The organism is Streptomyces sp. JW3, from assembly GCF_052216785.1.
Lineage (GTDB): Bacteria > Actinomycetota > Actinomycetes > Streptomycetales > Streptomycetaceae > Streptomyces.
Map to the genome: position 1 here is coordinate 1 of NZ_JBQOUX010000007.1, position 18,256 is coordinate 18,256.

The following is an 18,256-nucleotide window of genomic DNA, read 5'->3' on the forward strand; positions in this document are numbered from 1 at the left end:
GGCCGGCGCCGGCCCCCCGGCGGCGGTCAGGTCCCCGGCGAGCGCCGCCAGCACGGACCCCGCGTCGGCGCCCTCCGGTACCCGTCCCAGCAGCGTGCCGACCGGCCGTCCCGCCCGCCGGACCAGCACGAACACCTCGCCCGCGGTGACCGGCGGGCTCCCCGGCCCCGGTCTGAGCGACGGCCCCGCGGCCGCGCCGTCCCCGAGCTCCAGCTCGGCCACCTGCACCGGCCCGATGCGCAGGAAGTTCGCTATCTCCCGTTCCGCGGTCTCTCGTTCCGCGGTCTCCCGTGCCGTCCCCCGTAGGGCCCGCCCTGTCCCGAACACACGCATCCCCCCTCGGTCCTCGGTCCTCGGTCGTCGGTCCTCGGTCGTCTATGTGCGCCGCAGCCGCGCCGCGCCGCGCAGCGTCCGTGCCGCCAGCGAGGCCAGCCGCGGCCGGTCGCGGACGAAGCCGTGCGCCCGGCGCGCGGGCTCGCGGCCGAGCCAGTACAGCGCGGCGCCCGCCCCCCAGCGCGTCACCGCGCCCTCGTACACGGGCAGCTCGCCCGTCTTCAGCGAGTCCTTGTACTCGGCCGCGCCGCGCCCCATGTCCAGCAGGCCGATGCCCTCGGCGGCGGCGGCCTCGGCCATCCGCAGATGCAGCACCAGGCCCGGCGAGTACTTCCCGACCGCCACGTCGTACGCCGGGAACCAGCAGGCCAGGACGGTCGACGAGCGCAGCCCGAAGTGGGCGGCGACCGGCCGGCCGGCGGCGTAGAGGACGGACAGCGTGCCGGCGCACTCCGGGGTGCGGGTGGCGGCGAGCCGGCCGACGAGTTCGGTGATCCAGCGCTGCGCGAACCGGTCCCGGCGGCCGGTCCGGCGGTACTGCGCCGACTTCCACGCCATCAGCGTGCGCAGCGCGGCCGGGTCGCGCTCGTCGAACACGAAGCGCACGTCCCCGACCTGGCGGCCGAGCCGGCGCTCCTTGGCCAGGGTGGTCTTGAGGAACTTCGGCGACCGGGCGCGCAGCTCGCTCTCGTACGCCGGGTAGCCGTTGGCGACGTCGATGACGTGCGAGGCGTACTCCTGGGCGGCGTACGGCGTGAACAGTGCCTGGTCCGCCTCCAGGTTGTCGAAGGCGAAGCTCGACAGCCCGCAGGCGCGCAGCAGCCGGCGGGTGTCCGGAAGCGGGCCCTGGCGCAGTACCGCTCCCTGGCAGTCCGAGACCCCGAGACCGATGGCCCGGCCCTGCCCCAGCGGGCCGCGCTCGTACGGCAGGAAACCGGCCGGTTCGCCGCCGGCGTAGAGCACCGCCACCCGCGCCCGCGGCCGGACCCGGCCCACGGTCTCGGTGAACTCCGGTTCCATGAAGGGGTTGCGAGGGGCGTGCGACTTGGCGCGCAGCTCGCGCCAGTGCTCCCGTTGGCCCTCGCCCAGTTCCCCCGGCCTCAGCACACGAATGCGTCCGCTGCTCAACCCGACCCCCCGATCAAGTCCCCCTGAACAGAAGGACGGTACCCCTGGGGCCGCGCGGAGGGTAGAGAGCGGAGCATGTTGTTGCCAACCGGCGCACAGCGCTTTAACTGCCTTTAGCCGGTGATGCGTCAGCTTTCGGACATGTGGACCGGTGAACGAGTGGCGGCCGAGGGTGAGTCGGGGGCGCGCGATGTCCGTATTCTCTGATCATGGACCCCACCGCATACGCACTCGTCGCCACCGATCTAGACGGAACGCTGCTGCGCGGCGACGACACCGTCTCCGAGCGGTCGCTCGTCGCGCTCGGCCGGGTGGCCGCGGCCGGGGCGCACCACCTGGTGGTGACGGGCCGCCCGGCGCCGAGAGTGCGCCCGCTGCTCGGCGGCCTCGGCTGCGGCGGGCTCGCGGTGTGCGGCCAGGGCGCGCAGGTGTACGACGCCGGCGCGGACCGGCTGCTGTGGTCGGTCACCCTGGACCGGGAGCTGGCCGAGACCGCGCTCGGCAAGATCGAGGCCGAGGTGGGCCAGGTGCACGCGGCCGTCGACCAGGACGGGGTGGCGGGGCTCACGCTGATCGAGCCCGGGTACCTGATGCCGCACCCGACGCTGCCCGCGGTGCGGGTGGACCGGCGCGACGACCTGTGGGCGGCACCCATCAGCAAGGTGCTGCTGCGCCACCCCTGGCTGTCCGACGACGAGCTGGCGACGACGGCCCGCGCGGTGGTCGGCTCGCTCGCCACGGTCACCATGTCGGGGCCGGGGACGGTCGAGCTCCAGCCCAGCGGCGTCACCAAGGCGACCGGTCTGGCGCTGGCGGCGGAGCACCTGGGGCTGAGCCCGGAGCGGACCGTCGCCTTCGGGGACATGCCCAACGACATCCCGATGTTCCTGTGGGCGGCGCACGGCGTCGCGATGGCCGGCGCCCACCCGGAACTGCGGGCGGTCGCCGACGAGGTCACCACGTCGAACGAGGACGACGGCGTGGCCGTCGTCCTCGAACGACTGTTCAGGTGACGCGTGCTTCCGTCACGCGCCGGGGCTCAGTACGCGCTGAAGACGTTGTCCATCGAGCCGTACCGGTCGGCCGCGTAGTTGCAGGCGGCGGTGATGTTGGCGACCGGGTCGTACAGGTCCCAGGAGGTGCCGTCGACGTGGTAGGCGTCGAAGGTGGGCTGGATGACCTGGAGCAGGCCCTTGGACGGGGTGCCGTTGATGGCGTTGATGTCCCAGTTGTTGATGGCGAACTGGTTGCCGGACGACTCCCGCATGATGTTGCGGTAGATGCCGTTGTACGTGCCCGGGATGCCCTTGTCGGCCATGATGTCGAGCGACTGGCGGATCCAGCCGTCGAGGTTGTTGCTGTAGCCGTTCGCCGCGGTCATCGCGGCCGTGGTGGTCGCCGTGGTCGAGTCGGCGGCCGGAGTGGCGGCGGACGCGCTGGTGGCGCCGGCGATCGGCAGTGCGAGCACGGCCGCGCCGGCCCCGGCGAGGGCGAGCTTGCGGACGAGTCGGTTGGTCCCGGCGGCGTGCCGGAGGCCCTTTGCAGGCATGGTGCGGTCCTCTCCATACGCCTGCGAGGTGAGCTGTCGGGTTCGGGCGGAAAGGTGCCCGGCCGTGCCCTGTCGGGCCCGGCTTCACCCCGAGCCGCCCCGGTCCGGTGGACCGGCGCGGCGACTTACCTGGGTCCCCCGCTCCTGCCGTGAATGAGTCGGATGTGGGTGCGTCGGGCGGTGGCAGGATTCGGCGTCCGCTCGACAGGCCGGGAACGTATGCGACAGCACATGTCCGGAACAAGTGCCGGAATCACCTAACGTGCATGTTGACCTTGGTCTGAGGCATTTGGGGTGCTTGATCCTTTGCTGAAGGCAAGGGTCAACTGGCTTACGGGGCAAAGGGATGGACGCTGCGCGGGCGGTGCCGCGCGACCGGTCGGCGGCGTGAGTCAAGTCACTGGCGTCGACAAGTAAGGCAAATCGGGCAATAAGGCCAACTCGTGCTTTATGGGGCAGCGGTGGCGGGGCGGCCCGCGTCACTCGCCCGAAAGTGGGAACGGAGGTCCATGGGTCGAATGGGTGACGTTCCCGGGTCGCACGACGTTGGGAGGGGTGGTGGGATCCGTGATGTCTCTCTATGTCCGCTCATATCGCCTGATCAAAAACATACAGTTCATGATCTGATACCGACCGGCCTGTAACGGTGGGCGCTATCGGTGATCGAAAGGTGACCGGATACGCTGACTTGAGTGATGGCAGCGACCTATCGACCAGCCGTGTAACCGCGAGTAGACACCAGCAGACAGGAGACCCCTCGTGACCGTCGTCGGGCCGTTCGGGCTGAGCGTGCGGGACCAGGCTCTGGAAGCCGATGTCCAAGCCGGAATGGCGGCAGTCGAGGAAGGACTGCTGGAGGCAACCAAGAGCGAGGTGCCCTTCATCACGGAGGCCGCCCAGCACCTGGTGCGGGCCGGCGGCAAGCGGTTCCGGCCGCTGCTGGTGATGCTCGCGGCCCAGTTCGGCGACCGCCACGCCCCGGGCATCGTGCCCTCCGCCGTCGTCGTCGAGCTGACCCACCTCGCCACGCTCTACCACGACGACGTGATGGACGAGGCCGCGGTGCGCCGCGGGGTGCCCAGCGCCAACACCCGCTGGGGCAACTCGGTCGCCGTGCTGACCGGCGACTTCCTCTTCGCGCGGGCCTCGCAGATCCTCGCCGATCTCGGCCCGGAGGCGGTCCGGGTGCAGGCCCTGGCGTTCGAGCGGCTGGTCACCGGCCAGATCCTGGAGACCGCGGGACCGCAGGACGGCCGGGATCCGGTCGAGCACTACCTGGATGTGCTGGGCGGCAAGACCGGCTCGCTGGTGGCGGTCTCCTGCCGGTTCGGCGCGATGATGTCCGGCGCCGACGAGACGGTCGTCGACGTCCTCACCCAGTACGGCGAGCGGCTCGGCGTCGCCTTCCAGCTCGCGGACGACGTGCTGGACATCGCCTCCGACTCCGACGAGTCGGGCAAGACCCCCGGCACCGACCTGCGCGAGGGCATCGCGACCCTCCCGGTGCTGCGGCTGCGCGAGCGCGCCGCCCGGCTGGGGCTGGCCGAGGACCTCGCCCTGTGCGAACTGCTCGCCTCCGACCTCACCGACGACGACCGGCACGCCGAGGCGCTGCGCCTGCTGCGCGCCCACCCCGCCCTGGAGCAGGCCCGGCGGGACACCGTCCGCTACGCGGAGGAGGCCCGCGCGGCACTGGCCCCGCTGCGGGCGTGCGACGCGAAGACGGCGCTGGTGGAGCTGTGCGACGCGGTCGTGCACCGGGCCGGCTGACGCCCCGTCCCCTACGGGTCGGGGTGTGTCCCGTCGTCGCGTGTCATACCGCAGCAGTACACGGAGTTGAGCCTGCGGTCTGACGCATCCCGGTGGCCGATTTGGTCAGATGGTCATCACGGAAAACCACACATCCTCACCGATTCGGGTGAGAATGGCGGCTCAAGGTGGACTTCAGGGTGACGGGGCGAGGTCACGGACAGCCGCCGGCGACGACGGAGGTAGGGCACATGACACCGTACGAATCCGGAACCGATACCGATACCGATACCGATGCCGAGGAGCGCGGGGCGCGTCGCCGCAGGGCCGCGCGGTACGTCGTCCCGGTCACGGTGATGGGCGTCGCGGCGGCCACCATCGGACTGGTTCCCGCGCTCGCCGACTCCGGGGACCCCGACCTGCCCGACATCACGGCGCAGCAGCTGGTGGAGAAGATCGCCGCGTCGGACACGCAGCAGCTGTCCGGCACGGTCAAGATCAGCACCGACCTCGGCCTGCCGGACCTCGGGGGTCTGGAGAGCGGCCTGCTGTCCGGTGCCACGCCCTCCGGCGGCAGCGGCGGCGCGGACGACGGTTCCGCCGCGGACCCGACCACGAAGCTGACGGAGCTGGCCTCGGGCACGCACACGCTGCGCGTCGCGGCCGACGGCCCCGACCGGCAGAAGGTGTCGCTGCTCCAGGACGCCGCCGAGTACAGCCTGATCCACGACGGCAAGGACGTCTGGGGCTACGACAGCAAGTCCGGCGAGGTCTACCACTCGACTGCCGACACCACCGACGCCGCCGGCCCGGACGGTCGGGCGGAGGAGGTGCCGGCCACGCCCGGCGACCTCGCCGAGGAGGCCCTGAAGGCGGTCGACGACACCACCTCCGTGACCGTCGACGGCACCGCGCAGGTGGCCGGCCGGGACGCGTACCGCCTGGTGATCGAGCCGAAGCAGAAGGGTTCCACGGTCGGTTCGATCAGTGTGGCCGTGGACGCGAAGACCGGGGTGCCGCTGAAGTTCACGCTCAGCCCCGCGGGCGGCGGCTCGGCGGTGGTGGACGCCGGCTTCACCCAGGTCAGCTTTGCCAAGCCGGCCGCGTCGACGTTCGACTTCACGCCGCCGAAGGGCGCGAAGGTGACCGAGGGCGACGAGATCGACAAGGGCGCCGGGACCGACAAGGGCACCGAGACCGACAAGGGCACCGCGTCGGGCAAGGCGGAGAAGGGCGAGGTGGGCAAGGACCTCGACGGCCTGAAGGTCATCGGCGAGGGCTGGAACGCGGTCGCCACCTTCGACACCGGCGCCGAGGGCGGCCTGCCGACCGGTGCCGCCGGCGGTGACCTCGGCGGCTTCCTGGACTCGCTCGGCGACCAGGTCAAGGGCAAGTTCGGTACGGGCACGGTGTTCAGCACCCGGCTGGTCAACGCCCTGCTCACCGACGACGGCACGGTCTACGTGGGCGCCGTCACCAAGGACGCGCTGGTCAAGGCGGCCGACGCGGCCCAGTGAGGGGCCGCGCCCGTACCCCGCCGCAGCGGACGAAGTGAAGGAGCCGATGGACGACGCCGTCATCGCCACCCGGGGACTCACCAAGCGCTACCGCGGCGGACAGCTCGCCGTGGACGGTCTGGACCTGACCGTCCCGGCGGGCAGCGTCTTCGGCTTCCTCGGCCCCAACGGCTCCGGCAAGACCACCACCATCCGCATGCTGATGGGCCTGATCGCACCCACCTCGGGCACCGCCCGGGTGCTGGGCCGCCCGATGCCGCGCGCCGCCCGCGCCGTACTGCCCGAGGTCGGCGCCCTCATCGAGGGCCCGGCCCTGTACGGCTTCCTGTCCGGCCGCGACAACCTGCTGCGCTACGACGCCGCCGACCCGGCCGCCGACCCGCGCACCCGGCGCGACCGGGTGGCCGCGGCGCTGGACCGGGTCGGGCTGACGGCGGCGGCCGGCAAGAAGGCGAAGGCGTACTCGCTGGGCATGCGGCAGCGCCTCGGTCTGGCGGCGGCGCTGCTCCAGCCGCGCCGCCTGCTGGTCCTGGACGAGCCGACCAACGGGCTCGACCCGCAGGGCATGCGGGAGATCCGCACCCTGGTGCGGGACCTGGCCTCGGACGGCACGACCGTCTTCCTCTCCTCCCACCTGCTGGACGAGATCGAACAGGTGTGCACGCAGGTGGCCGTGATGACCCGGGGCCGCCTGATCACCCAGGGGCCGGTCGCCGACCTGGCCGCCGGCGCGCGCGGGCGGCTGGTGGTGACCACGCCGGACACGGTGGACGCGGCCCGGGTGCTGAAGGAACAGGGGGCCGCCGACGTGGTGATCGCCGAGGAGAGCGTGACGGCCGAGCCGCCGGAGCGCGACCCGGCCGAGGTGAACGCCGCGCTGGTGGCGGCCGGGGTCCGGGTACGCGGTTTCGGCCTGGAGCGGGCCTCCCTGGAGGACGCGTTCGTGGCGCTGACCGGAGAGGGCTTCGATGTCGCGGGCTGAGACGCAGGCGGACGTACCAGATGTACCGGAAGTACCAGATGTACCGGATGTATCAGGTGTGCTGGATGCACCGGACGTACGGGAGCCGCGTGCCCTGTGGAGCCTCGGGCTGCTGCGCAACGAGCTGCTGACCACCTTCCGGCGCTGGCGGACTCTCGCCCTGCTGGCGGTGCTGGCCGCCGTGCCGGTGCTGGTCGGCATCGCCGTGAAGATCGAGACCGGCGACGGGGACCCGGCCGGCGGCGGGGGCGGCGGACCGGCGTTCATCTCCCAGGTCACCAACAACGGACTGTTCCTGGTCTTCACCGCGCTGGCCGCCACGCTGCCCTTCTTCCTGCCGATGGCGATCGGCGTCGTCGCCGGGGACGCGCTCGCGGGCGAGGCGAGCGCCGGCACCCTGCGCTACCTGCTGGTCGCCCCGGCCGGCCGCACCCGCCTGCTGCTCACCAAGTACGCGACCGTGCTGGCCTTCTGCCTCGCCGCCACCCTGGTGGTGGCCGGCTCCGCGCTCGCGGTCGGGGCACTGCTGTTCCCGCTCGGCGACCTGACCACCATCTCCGGGACCCGGATCAGCTTCGCCGAGGGCCTGGGCCGGGCCCTGCTGATCGCCCTGGTGGTCGCCGCCTCGCTGGTCGGCGTGGCGGCGCTCGGCCTGTTCGTCTCGACGCTGACCGGCAGCGGCATCGCGGCGATGGCGACGACGGTCGGCCTGCTGGTCACTGTCCAGATCCTGGACCAGATCCCGCAGCTGCACGCCCTCCAGCCGTACTTCTTCTCCCACTACTGGCTGTCCTTCGCCGACCTGCTGCGCGAACCGGTCTACTGGGACGACCTGGTGCGGAACCTCGGCCTCCAGGCGCTGTACGCGGCGGTGTTCGGCTCGGCCGCCTGGGCACGGTTCGCGGCGAAGGACATCACGGCCTGAGTCACCGCCCGCGACCTGCGCCGGCGCCGGTGTCTTCGGCCCGCTGGGCGACCGCGAGCAGCAGTGCCTCCGCGCCGTGCGGTGCCACCAGTTGCAGCCCGGCCGGGCAGCCGTCGGCGCCGAAGCCCGCCGGGAGACTGAGCGCCGGATGCCCGCTGAGGTTGAACGCCCAGGTCAGCGCGGTGGAGTAGTGGTCGCCCGGACCCTCGTGGCCGTGCGGCGCGGTCGGGGTCGTCGGCGTGAGCAGCAGGGCGGCCGTGCCGAACAGCAGCACCAGCCGGCGGTCGTTCTCCGCCCGGGTCCGGTGCGCGGCGCGCGGGTCGGCGCCGGGGGTGCGCAGGGCCAGCCAGGCGGGCCCCGGGTCCAGCAGCCGGGGCGGCCGCCGGGGCCGTACCAGCCGTACCGCACCCGCCGCGACCAGCCGGTCCACTGCTGCGCGGGCCAGGGCGATGGGCTCCTCGTCGACGGCGGCGAAGCCGAGGTCGGGGGACCAGAGGGCGGGCGCGGGGAGCGCGGGGCCGGCCAGGCCGGAAGCGCCGGGCGCCACGGTCCGCAGATACGCCGCCGCGTCCGCCGCCGACCGGGTGAGGACGCCGGGCGCCGCCAGCCGGGTACGGTCGGCGTTGGTCAGCTTCAGCCCGAGCACGCCGCACCACGCCGCCGGGATCCGCACCGACCCGGCCCCGTCGCCGCCGGTCGCCAGCGGCACCAGCCCCGTCGCCACGGCCGCCGCCGCCCCGGCCGAGGAGCCGCCCGGCGTACGGTCGGCCCGCCACGGGTTGACGGTACGGCACCGGGCGCCGAGCCCCCAGGTCTGCCAGCCGGTGCCGGGGCCCGGCACGGAGGTCGCGCCCACGGCGACACACCCGGCCGCCAGCAGCGGGCCCGCCGCCCGCAGTCCCCGCCGGCCCTTCACGGCGATCGGTACTCCCGCCAGCGGCAGCCGGGCGTCCACCTCGGCGGCCCGGCGCGCCGCGTCTTCCGCCCAGACCTCCAGGAACGCGCCGAGCGAGCCGTCGGCGGCCGCGATCCGGCCGAGCGCCGCCGCCACGGCGTCCACCGCCCGCAGCCGTCCCGACCGGACCGCCTCGGCGATCTCCCCCGCGGCCGGGGCGGCGCGGCCCGCCCAGGGGTGCCGCAGCGACCGGTCGTCGTGACCGTGGCCGTGGCCGTGGCCGTGGCCGTGGTCGGGGTCGGGGTCGTGGTCGTGGTCGTGGCCGTGGTCGTGGTCGTGGTCGGGGTCGTACGGGTGCCGGGTGGTCAGCGGGTCGCCCCGGTCAGCCGGGCCAGTGCCTCCGTGCCGCGCGGCGGGGAGCCGTCGAGGTCGCCCAGCCGCCAGGCGGGCACCCAGGGCACGCGGTGCACCTCGACGGCGGATTCGAGCAGCCGCACCCGCTGCACGAGGGGGCGCGGCAGCCGCCCCGGCGCGTCCGCCACCAGCACGACGGCGGCCAGGTGCAGTCCCGGCGGCACCTCCCCGTGCCGGACGGCGTCCAGCGCGCGGACGGCGGCGGCCAGCCCCGCCGCGTGGGTGCGGGCGACCAGCAAGGCGGACGGCGGATCGGCGGGGCCGGGCCAGTTCCGGCCGCAGTCCTGGCCGCCGTAGACCTCGGCGAGGGTGGTGACGCCCGCGCCGCCGTGGGTGCCGACCCAGGAGTGGCGCCGTGCGGTGGGCGACGGCACCGGTTCGGGTGCGGACACCGGTCCGCGGATCCAGATCTCCGGCCCTTGCTGCATGCTGGTGCGCATGCCCGTGCTCCTCCCTCGTCACGCCCCGCCCCGCGGCCCGGAACGCCCCGGCGGCCCGGCCCCCACCTCCTGGAACGAGCCTGTGACAGCGCGGTGACGTGAGAACCGCGAGCGAGCGGAGAGACTCAACAGTAGGTGTTCGAATGGCTCCGGACGGCACGGGGAGGGAAACCACCGGTACGGCCGCCCACGGAACCCGCCCATGAGTGAGGGGACGATGGCACGACTCAGCCGCGACAAGAAGCGGGACCACCCACGCGTCGGACACGCGGCCGCCCAGGCGGCCCCGGTGGCGCCGATCGACGTGCGGGTGGCGGGCGCCGGAACCGGCACGGTCGGCGGCGTCCCCGTCGCCGCCGTACCGGGCGAGGAGATCCAGCAGACCGTACTGAACCGGCTCCAGGGCCTCGCCCGCGCCGCGGGCCGGCCGGTGCTCGCCACCGTCCACGACGAGCGCATCGGCTACGTCGTCGCGCTGCGCGTCGATCCGGACGGCTCCAGCCACCTCATGGCCGAGCCGGCCCGCACGGACCCGCCGCCGGACATCGCCCGCGCCGCGCACGAACGGCCCAACGGGGCGGTGCCGGCCGCGCCGGGTCGGGTACCGAGCCCTGCCCCTGCGCCGGCCCCTGCGCCGGCCCCTGCGCCGGCGGGCGATCCGTCCCCGACGTTCCGGCTGCGGACGCTGCCGGAGACCGGACCGCCGGCCGGTTCGCCAGCCGGACCGACAGCCGGACCGACAGCCGGACCGACAGCCGGTTCGCCGGCTGGTCCGGTGCGGGCGTTCGGCGCGGCTCCCGGGACGGTCGCGCCGCCGACCGGCGAGTTCGGCCCGCCGCCGCGGATGGACGGCCCGGCGGCGCCGGCCGAGCCTCCCCGGACCAGCACGCCGGTCGCGCCGCCCGCGGCCCCGGCACCAGCCACGACGCCCACCGCACCACCCACGCCCACCGCACCACCCACGCCCACCGCACCACCCACGCCCACCGCACCACCCACGCCCCCCGCGCCAGCCAAGCCCCCGTCGGTCAAGTCCCCGAAGCTCGACGTCCACCTGGGGAGTGACGCCGATCTCGTCGCCGATACCCAACCGACCCCGGCCCGCGGTTTCGACGCCGTGGCCGAGGCCGTGCTCGGGGACGGACCGATCACCGCGCCCGGCGACAGCACCGCCCCCGCCGTGCTCGCGGAGCCCACGGCCCGGGTCAACGAGGCGGTCCGGGACGGTCGTACCGAGGAGGCGGCCCAACTGGCCGAGCAGGCCGTCGCGGAGGCGACCGGGGCGCTCGGCGCCGACCACCCCGAGATCCTCCGGCTGCGCGAACTGACCGCCTACATCGCCTACCTGTCCGGCGACCCGGTGCACGCCCTGCACACGGCGCTGGACGTGGCCCGCGTGCACCACCGCGCGGGCGACGCGGAGGCCGCCTACGGCACCCTGCGCAGCGCGGCCACCGCCTGGCGGGCCGTGCGCGACCCCACCGAGGGGCTGGAGCTGGGGCACGAGCTGATCAGTCTGTGGACCGCGCTCGCCGTCGAGGCGGGCCCGGCCGCCGACGACATAGAGGAACTGGAGTCCGCCCGCGCCCGGATGGGCCGCCTCACCGAACGCGCCCGGGCGCTGGCGGAGTAGGACCGGGTCGGAGGGGGCGTACGGCCTCGGGGGAGGCGCCCGGGGCCGCGCCGGGCGCCGCCGCCCGCAGCGCCCGCGCGTTGCGTCGCGCCGTGCGCAGCGCGTTCCAGGTCAGCAGCACGAGCGCCACCCACACCAGGGCGAAGCCGGCCCAGCGCTCGGGCGGCATCTCCTCGTGGAAGTAGAGGATGCCGAGCAGGAACTGGAAGACCGGCGCCAGATACTGGAGCAGGCCCAGCGTGGACAGCGGGACGCGGATCGCGGCGGCGCCGAAGCAGACCAGGGGCAGCGCGGTGACCAGGCCGGTCGCGGCGAGCAGCGCGGCGTGCCCGGCGCCCTCGGTGCCGAAGGTGGCGTCGCCGTGCGCGCTCAGCCACACCAGATAGCCCAGCGCGGGCAGGAACTGGATCGCCGTCTCGGCGGCCAGTGACTCCACGCCGCCGAGGTTGACCTTCTTCTTCACCAGACCGTAGGCGGCGAAGGAGAAGGCGAGGCACAGGGAGATCCACGGCGGCCGGCCGTAGCCGACGGTGAGGACGACGACGGCCGCGAAGCCGGTCCCGACGGCCGCCCACTGCACCGGACGCAGCCGTTCCTTCAGCAGCAGCACGCCGATGGCGATGGTGACCAGCGGGTTGATGAAGTAGCCGAGGGACGCCTCGACGACGTGGCCGCTGTTGACGGCCCAGATGTAGACGCCCCAGTTGACGGTGATGACGGCCGCGGCGACCGTGACCAGGGCGAGTTTGCGCGGCTGCCGCAGCAGTTCGCCCGCCCAGGCCCAGCGCCGTACGAAGAGCAGCGCGACGGCGACGAAGACCAGGGACCAGGCCATCCGGTGGGCGAGGATCTCCCCGGCCCCGGCGGGCTTGAGCAGCGGCCAGAAGAGCGGGACCAGTCCCCACATCCCGTAGGCCGCGAAACCGTTCAGCAGCCCTATTCGCTGCTCGGCCTTCGACGTTCCGGCCGATGTCCCGGTCGCCGTTCCGGTCGCCGTTCCAGTCGACGTCCCGGTCGATGTTCCGGTCGACGTCCCGGTCGATGTTCCGGTCGATGTTCCGGTCACGGGCACCCCCTTCTCGCACTCTGGTCGCCCGCAGACGGTAGCGCCGCGCGCCGTCGCCTGTCATGTCCGTATCGCCATACGGTCATGACAGGCGGCGAACCCGGGGGCCCGGCGCTCACTTGCCCAGTGCGGCCTCGATCGCCTCGCTGAGCGCAGTGGTCGGGCGGCCGATGAGCCGGGACAGGTCGCCGGTGGTGACGACCAGTTCGCCCTTCTCGGTGGACGCCTCCACGCCGCCCAGGACCTCGGCCACCGGCTCGGGCAGCCCGGCGGCGACGAGGTCGCGGACGTACTCCTCGACGGACACGGGGCGGTAGACGACCTCGCGGCCGGTGCGCCGGCTCAGCTCGGCCGCGTACTCGGCGAAGCTCCACGACTCGTCGCCGCCCAGCTCGTACCGCTTGTTCTCGTGCCCCTCGCCGGTCAGTACGGCGACGGCGGCGGCCGCGTAGTCGGCCCGGGTGGCGGAGGAGATGCGGCCCTCGCGGGCGGCCTGCACGACGGCGCCGTGCTCCAGCGTCCGGGCGATGTTCTCGGTGTGGTTCTCGTGGTACCAGCCGTTGCCCAGGATCACCCAGGGCAGGCCGGAGGCGAGCAGCACCTTTTCGGTGGCCCGGTGGTCGTCCGCGAGGGCGGCGGTCAGGCCGCTGGGGGCGCTGGTGTAGGCGAGCAGCGCCACGCCGGCCGCCGCGGCGGCGTCGATGACGGTCCGGTGCTGGGCCGGGCGGTCCTTGGTGACCTCGTTGCCGGAGATCAGCAGCACCTTGTCGCCCGCCGCGAACAGCCCGTCGAAGGTCTCGGGCGCGCTGTAGTCGGCCACGGCGAGCCGTACGCCGCGCTCCGCGAGGTCGGCGGCCCGCGCCCGGTCCCGCACGACGGCGGTGACCTGGTCGGCCGGGACCTTCGCCAGCAACTGCCGCACCACGTGACGGCCGAGGTGTCCGGTGGCTCCGGTGACGACGATGCTCATGATCGGTGACTCCTTGTGCGGTGACGTTCTTTCTTGTCACTCACCCTAGGAGGGGCACTAACTTATGGACAGTACCCACTTTGGAGTAAGGTACCGACATGAAGGTGAGTGATACCCGGGCGGCCGACACCCGAGAAGCCGCCTGTCCCTACCGGCTGGTCCTGGAGCACGTCACCAGCCGCTGGGGCGTCCTGGCCCTGATGGAGCTGCTGGAGCGGCCCTACCGGTTCGGCGAGCTGCGCCGGGCCGTCTCCCGGCGGGGCCGGACGGCCAGCGAGAAGATGCTGGCGCAGACCCTCCAGACGCTGGAGCGGGACGGACTGGTGCACCGGGACGCCAAGCCGGTGATCCCGCCGCGGGTGGACTACTCGCTGACGGAGCTCGGCCGGGAGGCCGCCGAACAGGTGCGCGACCTGGCCGAGTGGTCGAAGGACCGGATGGCCGACGTCACCCGGGCCCGCCAGGCATACGACGAGGCCCGGGGCTGACCGCCGCCCCGGGCCCCGGTGCTCTCCGGACGGGTCAGCCCACGACCGTCCAGGTGTCGCCGCCGGCGAGCAGCGCGGCCAGGTCGCCCTTGCCGTTCTGTTCGATGGCGGCGTCGAGCTGGTCGCTCATCTGGTCGTCGTAGACGGGCCGGCGCACGGAGCGCAGCACACCGATCGGGGTGTGGTGCAGGGTGTCCGGATCGGCGAGCCTGCTCAGCGCGAACGCGGTCGTCGCGGAGGCGGCGTGCGCGTCGTGGACCAGTACGGACGCCTCGTTGTCCGCGGTGACCGGCACCACCTTCAGGTCGCCGGTGGCCGGGTCCCGTACGACACCCTTGGCGCGGTCGGCGCCGAACCGGATCGGCTGCCCGTGTTCGAGCCGGATCACCGCCTCCTCGGCCTGCTGCCGGTCCTTGAGGGCCTCGAACGCGCCGTCGTTGAAGATGTTGCAGTTCTGGTAGATCTCGATCAGTGCCGTGCCCGGATGGGCGGCGGCCTGCCGCAGCACCTCGGTGAGATGCCCCCGGTCGGAGTCGACGGTCCGCGCCACGAACGAGGCCTCCGCGCCGAGCGCGAGGGAGACCGGGTTGAAGGGCGCGTCCAGCGAACCCATCGGCGTCGACTTGGTGATCTTCCCGACCTCGGAGGTCGGCGAGTACTGGCCCTTGGTCAGGCCGTAGATCCGGTTGTTGAACAGCAGGATCTTGAGGTTGACGTTGCGGCGCAGGGCGTGGATCAGGTGGTTGCCGCCGATGGACAGCGCGTCGCCGTCGCCGGTGACGACCCAGACGGACAGGTCGCGGCGGGAGGCGGCCAGCCCCGTGGCGATGGCCGGGGCGCGGCCGTGGATGGAGTGCATCCCGTAGGTGTTCAGGTAGTACGGGAAGCGGGAGGAGCAGCCGATGCCGGAGACGAAGACGATGTTCTCCTTCGCCAGCCCCAGTTCGGGCATGAAGCCCTGCACGGCGGCGAGGATCGCGTAGTCACCGCAGCCGGGGCACCAGCGCACCTCCTGGTCGGACTTGAAGTCCTTCATCGACTGCTTGCCCTCGGCCTTGGGGACCAGGTGCAGTGCCTCGGTCGTCGTCACCTCAGTCATCTCAGTCATCTCAGTCATCGATGGCCTCCTGCAGTGCGGTGGCGAGCTGCTCCGCCTTGAACGGCATACCGTTGACCTGGTGGTACGAGTGGGCGTCGACCAGGTACTTCGCCCGGACCAGGGTGGCGAGCTGACCGAGGTTCATCTCGGGGATCATCACCTTGTCGTACGCCGCGAGGACCGCGCCGAGGTTGCCCGGGAACGGGTTGAGGTGGCGCAGATGAGCCTGCGCGATCGACTCCCCGGCCGCCCGCAGCCGCCGCACCGCGGCCGTGATCGGCCCGTACGTCGAACCCCAGCCCAGCACCAGCGTGCGCGCCCCGTCCGGGTCGTCGACCTCGATGTCGGGGACATCGACACCGTCGACCTTGGCCTGCCGGGTGCGGACCATGAGGTCGTGGTTGGCCGGATCGTAGGAGATGTTGCCCGAGCCGTCCTGCTTCTCGATGCCGCCGATGCGATGCTCCAGACCGGGCGTGCCCGGGACCGCCCAGGGCCGGGCGAGGGTCCCCGGGTCGCGTTTGTACGGCCAGAACACCTCGGTGCCGTCGTCCAGGGTGTGGTTCGGCCCCTGCGCGAACCGCACCCGCAGATCCGGCAGTTCCTCCAGCTCCGGGATGCGCCACGGCTCACTGCCGTTGGCCAGGTAGCCGTCGGAGAGCAGGAACACCGGCGTCCGGTACGTCAGCGCGATCCGGGCCGCCTCCAGCGCCGCGTCGAAGCAGTCGGCCGGGGTGCGCGGGGCCACCACCGGGACCGGTGCCTCGCCGTTGCGCCCGTACATCGCCTGGAGCAGGTCGGCCTGCTCGGTCTTGGTCGGCAGCCCGGTGGACGGGCCGCCGCGCTGGATGTCGATGACCAGCAGCGGCAGTTCGAGGGAGACCGCGAGCCCGATGGTCTCGCTCTTGAGCGCCACGCCGGGACCGGAGGTGGTGGTGACGGCCAGGCTGCCGCCGAACGCCGCCCCCAGCGCCGCGCCGATCCCGGCGATCTCGTCCTCGGCCTGGAAGGTGCGCACGCCGAAGTTCTTGTGCTTGCTGAGTTCGTGCAGGATGTCGGAGGCCGGGGTGATCGGGTACGAACCGAGGAACAGCGGCAGGTCCGCCTGCCGGGAGGCGGCGATCAGCCCGTGCGCCAGCGCCAGGTTGCCGGAGATGTTGCGGTAGACGCCGGGCGGGAACGCCGTCGCCGCCGGGGCCACCTCGTAGGAGACCGCGAAGTCCTCGGTGGTCTCGCCGAAGTTCCAACCCGCCCGGTACGCCGCGATGTTGGCCGCCGCGATGTCCGGCTTCTTCGCGAACTTGGTGCGCAGGAACTTCTCCGTGCCCTCGGTGGGCCGGTGATACATCCAGCTCAGCAGACCCAGCGCGAACATGTTCTTGCTGCGCTCGGCCTCCTTGCGGGTCAGCGCGAACTCCTTCAGCGCCTCGACCGTCAGGGTGGTCAGCGGCACCGGGTGCAGGCTGAAGCCGTCCAGCGACCCGTCGTCGAGCGGCGAGGCGTCGTAACCGACCTTCTGCATCGCCCGCTTGGTGAACTCGTCCGTGTTGACGATGATCTCCGCGCCGCGCGGCAGGTCCCCGATGTTGGCCTTCAGCGCGGCGGGGTTCATCGCGACCAGCACGTTCGGCGCGTCGCCCGGAGTGAGGATGTCGTGGTCGGCGAAATGCAGCTGAAAAGAGGAAACCCCAGGCAGAGTGCCTGCCGGAGCGCGGATCTCGGCCGGGAAGTTCGGCAGCGTAGAAAGATCATTTCCAAAGGAGGCGGTCTCCGAGGTGAAGCGGTCGCCGGTGAGCTGCATACCGTCACCCGAGTCGCCCGCGAACCTGATGATCACCCGGTCCAGCCGGCGGACGTCCTTCGTCCCCGCCGGTTTGCGCTGCTCTCCTACGACCGTTCCGTCGGCCTGCTCCGCTGGGCTGCTGACCTGGCTGGTCACTGAACTGGACCTCCCTCGAGGCGGCTGTCCGGGGAGTGGCCTTGGACCGGCCATCCCAGGATCAACCCTACGACCGTGGGGGTTGCCTTCCGGTGGACATTCGCATGATGGACACGACTTCGAGACAGCCCGGCGCCTTGCAATTCCACGGCTCGGCCACGACTCGCTCACCCCCCCGGCGCGGTGAAAGACGCGCCTGTTCGTCGTGCGGTTTCCCGTCTGTGTCGTCCGTTCGGGTGAACTGGCGATGATCGCGATGATCGGCGTGATCGGTGAATTCCTAGGAGTGCGGTGTGACCAGGGGATTCAGGAGTTCAGATAGGTGAGCACGGCGAGAACGCGGCGATGATCGCCGTCACTCGGGGACAGGCCGAGTTTCAGGAAGATATTGCTGACGTGCTTCTCGACGGCTCCGTCGCTCACCACGAGCTGCCTGGCGATCGCGGAGTTCGTCCGGCCCTCGGCCATCAGCCCCAGCACCTCCCGCTCGCGCGGGGTGAGTCCGGCGAGCACGTCCTGCTTGCGGCTGCGCCCGAGCAACTGCGCGACCACCTCGGGGTCCAGAGCCGTACCCCCCTGGGCGACCCGCACCACCGCGTCCACGAACTCACGTACTTCGGCCACCCGGTCCTTGAGCAGATAGCCGACCCCGTGGCTGGAACCCGCGAGCAGTTCCGTGGCGTAGCGCTCCTCCACGTACTGCGACAGCACGAGCACCCCGACCCCCGGATGCGTCTTGCGCAACCGCACCGCCGCCCGCACCCCCTCGTCGGTGTGCGTCGGCGGCATCCGCACGTCGGCCACGACGACGTCCGGCAGCGCACCCCGGCCGTCCAGCTCGGCGACGGTCTTCAGCAGGGCCTCGCCGTCCCCGACCCCGGCCACCACCTCGTGCCCGCGGTCGGTCAGCAACCGGGTCAGGCCCTCCCTGAGCAGCACTGAATCCTCGGCGATGACCACGCGCACCCTGTCCTCCATGAATTCCGGCCCCCCAAAGCCCCACGCGCCCGCCCCGGTGGACGGGTCCGGCGTCGGGCCTCGTCTGTGTCCGGGCAACGGTAATGCGGGGGAGGACATGCCGCCTCACCTCGGCCCGAGGACGTGCCCCGGCACCCTGTGCTCACCCCAG

The 18,256-nt window shown here is 72.7% G+C and carries 16 protein-coding genes, 1 pseudogene and 1 riboswitch; of the genes and pseudogenes, 7 read left to right on the forward strand and 10 right to left on the reverse strand.

Annotated elements, in window-relative coordinates; all coding sequences use genetic code 11:
* Both ACTT8P_RS04850 and ACTT8P_RS04855 read right to left on the reverse strand, forming a co-directional pair.
* Window positions 1-333: pseudogene (locus ACTT8P_RS04850) on the reverse strand (hypothetical protein); the annotation flags it as partial.
* A gap of 42 nt (window positions 334-375) precedes the next feature.
* Window positions 376-1,440 carry a GNAT family N-acetyltransferase gene (locus ACTT8P_RS04855; protein ID WP_442830263.1) on the reverse strand — a complete coding sequence of 355 codons (1,065 nt, stop codon included), beginning with the start codon at window positions 1,438-1,440 and terminating at the stop codon, window positions 376-378.
* 230 nt (window positions 1,441-1,670) lie between these two features.
* On the opposite strand from ACTT8P_RS04855, the gene ACTT8P_RS04860 reads away from it, so the two are divergent.
* Window positions 1,671-2,474 carry an HAD family hydrolase gene (locus ACTT8P_RS04860; RefSeq protein WP_442830264.1) on the forward strand — a complete coding sequence of 268 codons (804 nt, stop codon included), beginning with the start codon at window positions 1,671-1,673 and terminating at the stop codon, window positions 2,472-2,474.
* A 26-nt stretch (window positions 2,475-2,500) separates the two neighbouring features.
* Here the strand turns inward: ACTT8P_RS04860 and ACTT8P_RS04865 are convergent, their stop codons facing one another.
* Entirely contained in the window at window positions 2,501-3,010 is a 510-nt protein-coding gene (locus ACTT8P_RS04865) for a transglycosylase SLT domain-containing protein (RefSeq protein ID WP_442830265.1), read from the reverse strand.
* Window positions 3,011-3,014: 4 nt separating this feature from the next.
* Window positions 3,015-3,181, reverse strand: a riboswitch (cyclic di-AMP (ydaO/yuaA leader).
* A gap of 588 nt (window positions 3,182-3,769) precedes the next feature.
* On the opposite strand from ACTT8P_RS04865, the gene ACTT8P_RS04870 reads away from it, so the two are divergent.
* The 4 genes from ACTT8P_RS04870 to ACTT8P_RS04885 all read left to right on the forward strand — a co-directional run bounded on the left by ACTT8P_RS04870 (window position 3,770) and on the right by ACTT8P_RS04885 (window position 8,183).
* Window positions 3,770-4,780, forward strand: a complete 1,011-nt coding sequence (locus ACTT8P_RS04870) for a polyprenyl synthetase family protein (RefSeq protein ID WP_442830266.1) — start codon at window positions 3,770-3,772, stop codon at window positions 4,778-4,780.
* A 230-nt stretch (window positions 4,781-5,010) separates the two neighbouring features.
* Complete coding sequence (locus tag ACTT8P_RS04875) at window positions 5,011-6,276, forward strand: LolA family protein (protein WP_442830267.1); 1,266 nt, start codon at window positions 5,011-5,013, stop codon at window positions 6,274-6,276.
* A gap of 46 nt (window positions 6,277-6,322) precedes the next feature.
* Entirely contained in the window at window positions 6,323-7,258 is a 936-nt protein-coding gene (locus ACTT8P_RS04880) for an ABC transporter ATP-binding protein (protein ID WP_442830268.1), read from the forward strand.
* The gene (locus tag ACTT8P_RS04885) at window positions 7,245-8,183 is read left to right on the forward strand and encodes an ABC transporter permease (RefSeq protein WP_442830269.1); all 939 of its coding nucleotides are present in this window, start codon (window positions 7,245-7,247) and stop codon (window positions 8,181-8,183) included. Before ACTT8P_RS04880 ends, ACTT8P_RS04885 begins: the two co-directional genes overlap by 14 nt.
* Before the next feature lies 1 nt (window position 8,184).
* Here the strand turns inward: ACTT8P_RS04885 and ACTT8P_RS04890 are convergent, their stop codons facing one another.
* Together ACTT8P_RS04890 and ACTT8P_RS04895 are read right to left on the reverse strand one after the other, a co-directional pair.
* The gene (locus tag ACTT8P_RS04890; RefSeq protein ID WP_442830270.1) at window positions 8,185-9,243 is read right to left on the reverse strand and encodes an amidase family protein; all 1,059 of its coding nucleotides are present in this window, start codon (window positions 9,241-9,243) and stop codon (window positions 8,185-8,187) included.
* A gap of 200 nt (window positions 9,244-9,443) precedes the next feature.
* Entirely contained in the window at window positions 9,444-9,932 is a 489-nt protein-coding gene (locus tag ACTT8P_RS04895; RefSeq protein ID WP_442830271.1) for a DUF6668 family protein, read from the reverse strand.
* Between the two features lie 217 nt (window positions 9,933-10,149).
* Here ACTT8P_RS04895 and ACTT8P_RS04900 point away from each other — a divergent pair, with 217 nt between their 5' ends.
* A complete protein-coding gene (locus ACTT8P_RS04900; RefSeq protein WP_442830272.1) occupies window positions 10,150-11,565 on the forward strand; it encodes a tetratricopeptide repeat protein in 1,416 nt (471 codons plus the stop codon).
* Here ACTT8P_RS04900 and rarD read toward each other — a convergent pair.
* On the reverse strand, window positions 11,534-12,472 hold the full coding sequence (gene rarD, locus ACTT8P_RS04905) for an EamA family transporter RarD (protein ID WP_442830388.1): 939 nt from the start codon (window positions 12,470-12,472) through the stop codon (window positions 11,534-11,536). The two genes, ACTT8P_RS04900 and rarD, sit on opposite strands and share 32 nt — an antisense overlap.
* A gap of 274 nt (window positions 12,473-12,746) precedes the next feature.
* Entirely contained in the window at window positions 12,747-13,601 is an 855-nt protein-coding gene (locus tag ACTT8P_RS04910; RefSeq protein WP_442830273.1) for an NAD(P)H-binding protein, read from the reverse strand.
* 98 nt (window positions 13,602-13,699) lie between these two features.
* On the opposite strand from ACTT8P_RS04910, the gene ACTT8P_RS04915 reads away from it, so the two are divergent.
* Window positions 13,700-14,089 (forward strand): winged helix-turn-helix transcriptional regulator, encoded by a 390-nt coding sequence (locus ACTT8P_RS04915; protein WP_442830274.1) that lies wholly within the window; start codon window positions 13,700-13,702, stop codon window positions 14,087-14,089.
* Window positions 14,090-14,123: 34 nt separating this feature from the next.
* Here ACTT8P_RS04915 and ACTT8P_RS04920 read toward each other — a convergent pair whose 3' ends face one another.
* The 3 genes from ACTT8P_RS04920 to ACTT8P_RS04930 form a co-directional block, all read right to left on the reverse strand.
* Window positions 14,124-15,197, reverse strand: coding sequence for a 2-oxoacid:ferredoxin oxidoreductase subunit beta (locus ACTT8P_RS04920; RefSeq protein WP_442830389.1), 1,074 nt, complete (start codon window positions 15,195-15,197; stop codon window positions 14,124-14,126).
* A 1-nt stretch (window position 15,198) separates the two neighbouring features.
* Entirely contained in the window at window positions 15,199-17,127 is a 1,929-nt protein-coding gene (locus ACTT8P_RS04925; RefSeq protein WP_442830275.1) for a 2-oxoacid:acceptor oxidoreductase subunit alpha, read from the reverse strand.
* 306 nt (window positions 17,128-17,433) lie between these two features.
* A complete protein-coding gene (locus ACTT8P_RS04930; RefSeq protein WP_442830276.1) occupies window positions 17,434-18,105 on the reverse strand; it encodes a response regulator in 672 nt (223 codons plus the stop codon).
* Window positions 18,106-18,256 lie beyond the last annotated feature (151 nt).

Excerpts from the sequence above, each read along its gene's own strand:
- ACTT8P_RS04860 (WP_442830264.1), top strand. The coding sequence starts at position 1,671 with ATGGACCCCACCGCATACGCACTCGTCGCCACCGATCTAGACGGAACG.
- ACTT8P_RS04865 (WP_442830265.1), bottom strand. The coding sequence starts at position 3,010 with ATGCCTGCAAAGGGCCTCCGGCACGCCGCCGGGACCAACCGACTCGTC.
- ACTT8P_RS04875 (WP_442830267.1), top strand. The coding sequence starts at position 5,011 with ATGACACCGTACGAATCCGGAACCGATACCGATACCGATACCGATGCC.
- ACTT8P_RS04880 (WP_442830268.1), top strand. The coding sequence starts at position 6,323 with ATGGACGACGCCGTCATCGCCACCCGGGGACTCACCAAGCGCTACCGC.
- ACTT8P_RS04885 (WP_442830269.1), top strand. The coding sequence starts at position 7,245 with ATGTCGCGGGCTGAGACGCAGGCGGACGTACCAGATGTACCGGAAGTA.
- ACTT8P_RS04895 (WP_442830271.1), bottom strand. The coding sequence starts at position 9,932 with ATGCGCACCAGCATGCAGCAAGGGCCGGAGATCTGGATCCGCGGACCG.
- ACTT8P_RS04900 (WP_442830272.1), top strand. The coding sequence starts at position 10,150 with ATGGCACGACTCAGCCGCGACAAGAAGCGGGACCACCCACGCGTCGGA.
- rarD (WP_442830388.1), bottom strand. The coding sequence starts at position 12,472 with ATGTGGGGACTGGTCCCGCTCTTCTGGCCGCTGCTCAAGCCCGCCGGG.
- ACTT8P_RS04910 (WP_442830273.1), bottom strand. The coding sequence starts at position 13,601 with ATGAGCATCGTCGTCACCGGAGCCACCGGACACCTCGGCCGTCACGTG.
- ACTT8P_RS04915 (WP_442830274.1), top strand. The coding sequence starts at position 13,700 with ATGAAGGTGAGTGATACCCGGGCGGCCGACACCCGAGAAGCCGCCTGT.
- ACTT8P_RS04920 (WP_442830389.1), bottom strand. The coding sequence starts at position 15,197 with ATGACTGAGATGACTGAGGTGACGACGACCGAGGCACTGCACCTGGTC.
- ACTT8P_RS04930 (WP_442830276.1), bottom strand. The coding sequence starts at position 18,105 with ATGGAGGACAGGGTGCGCGTGGTCATCGCCGAGGATTCAGTGCTGCTC.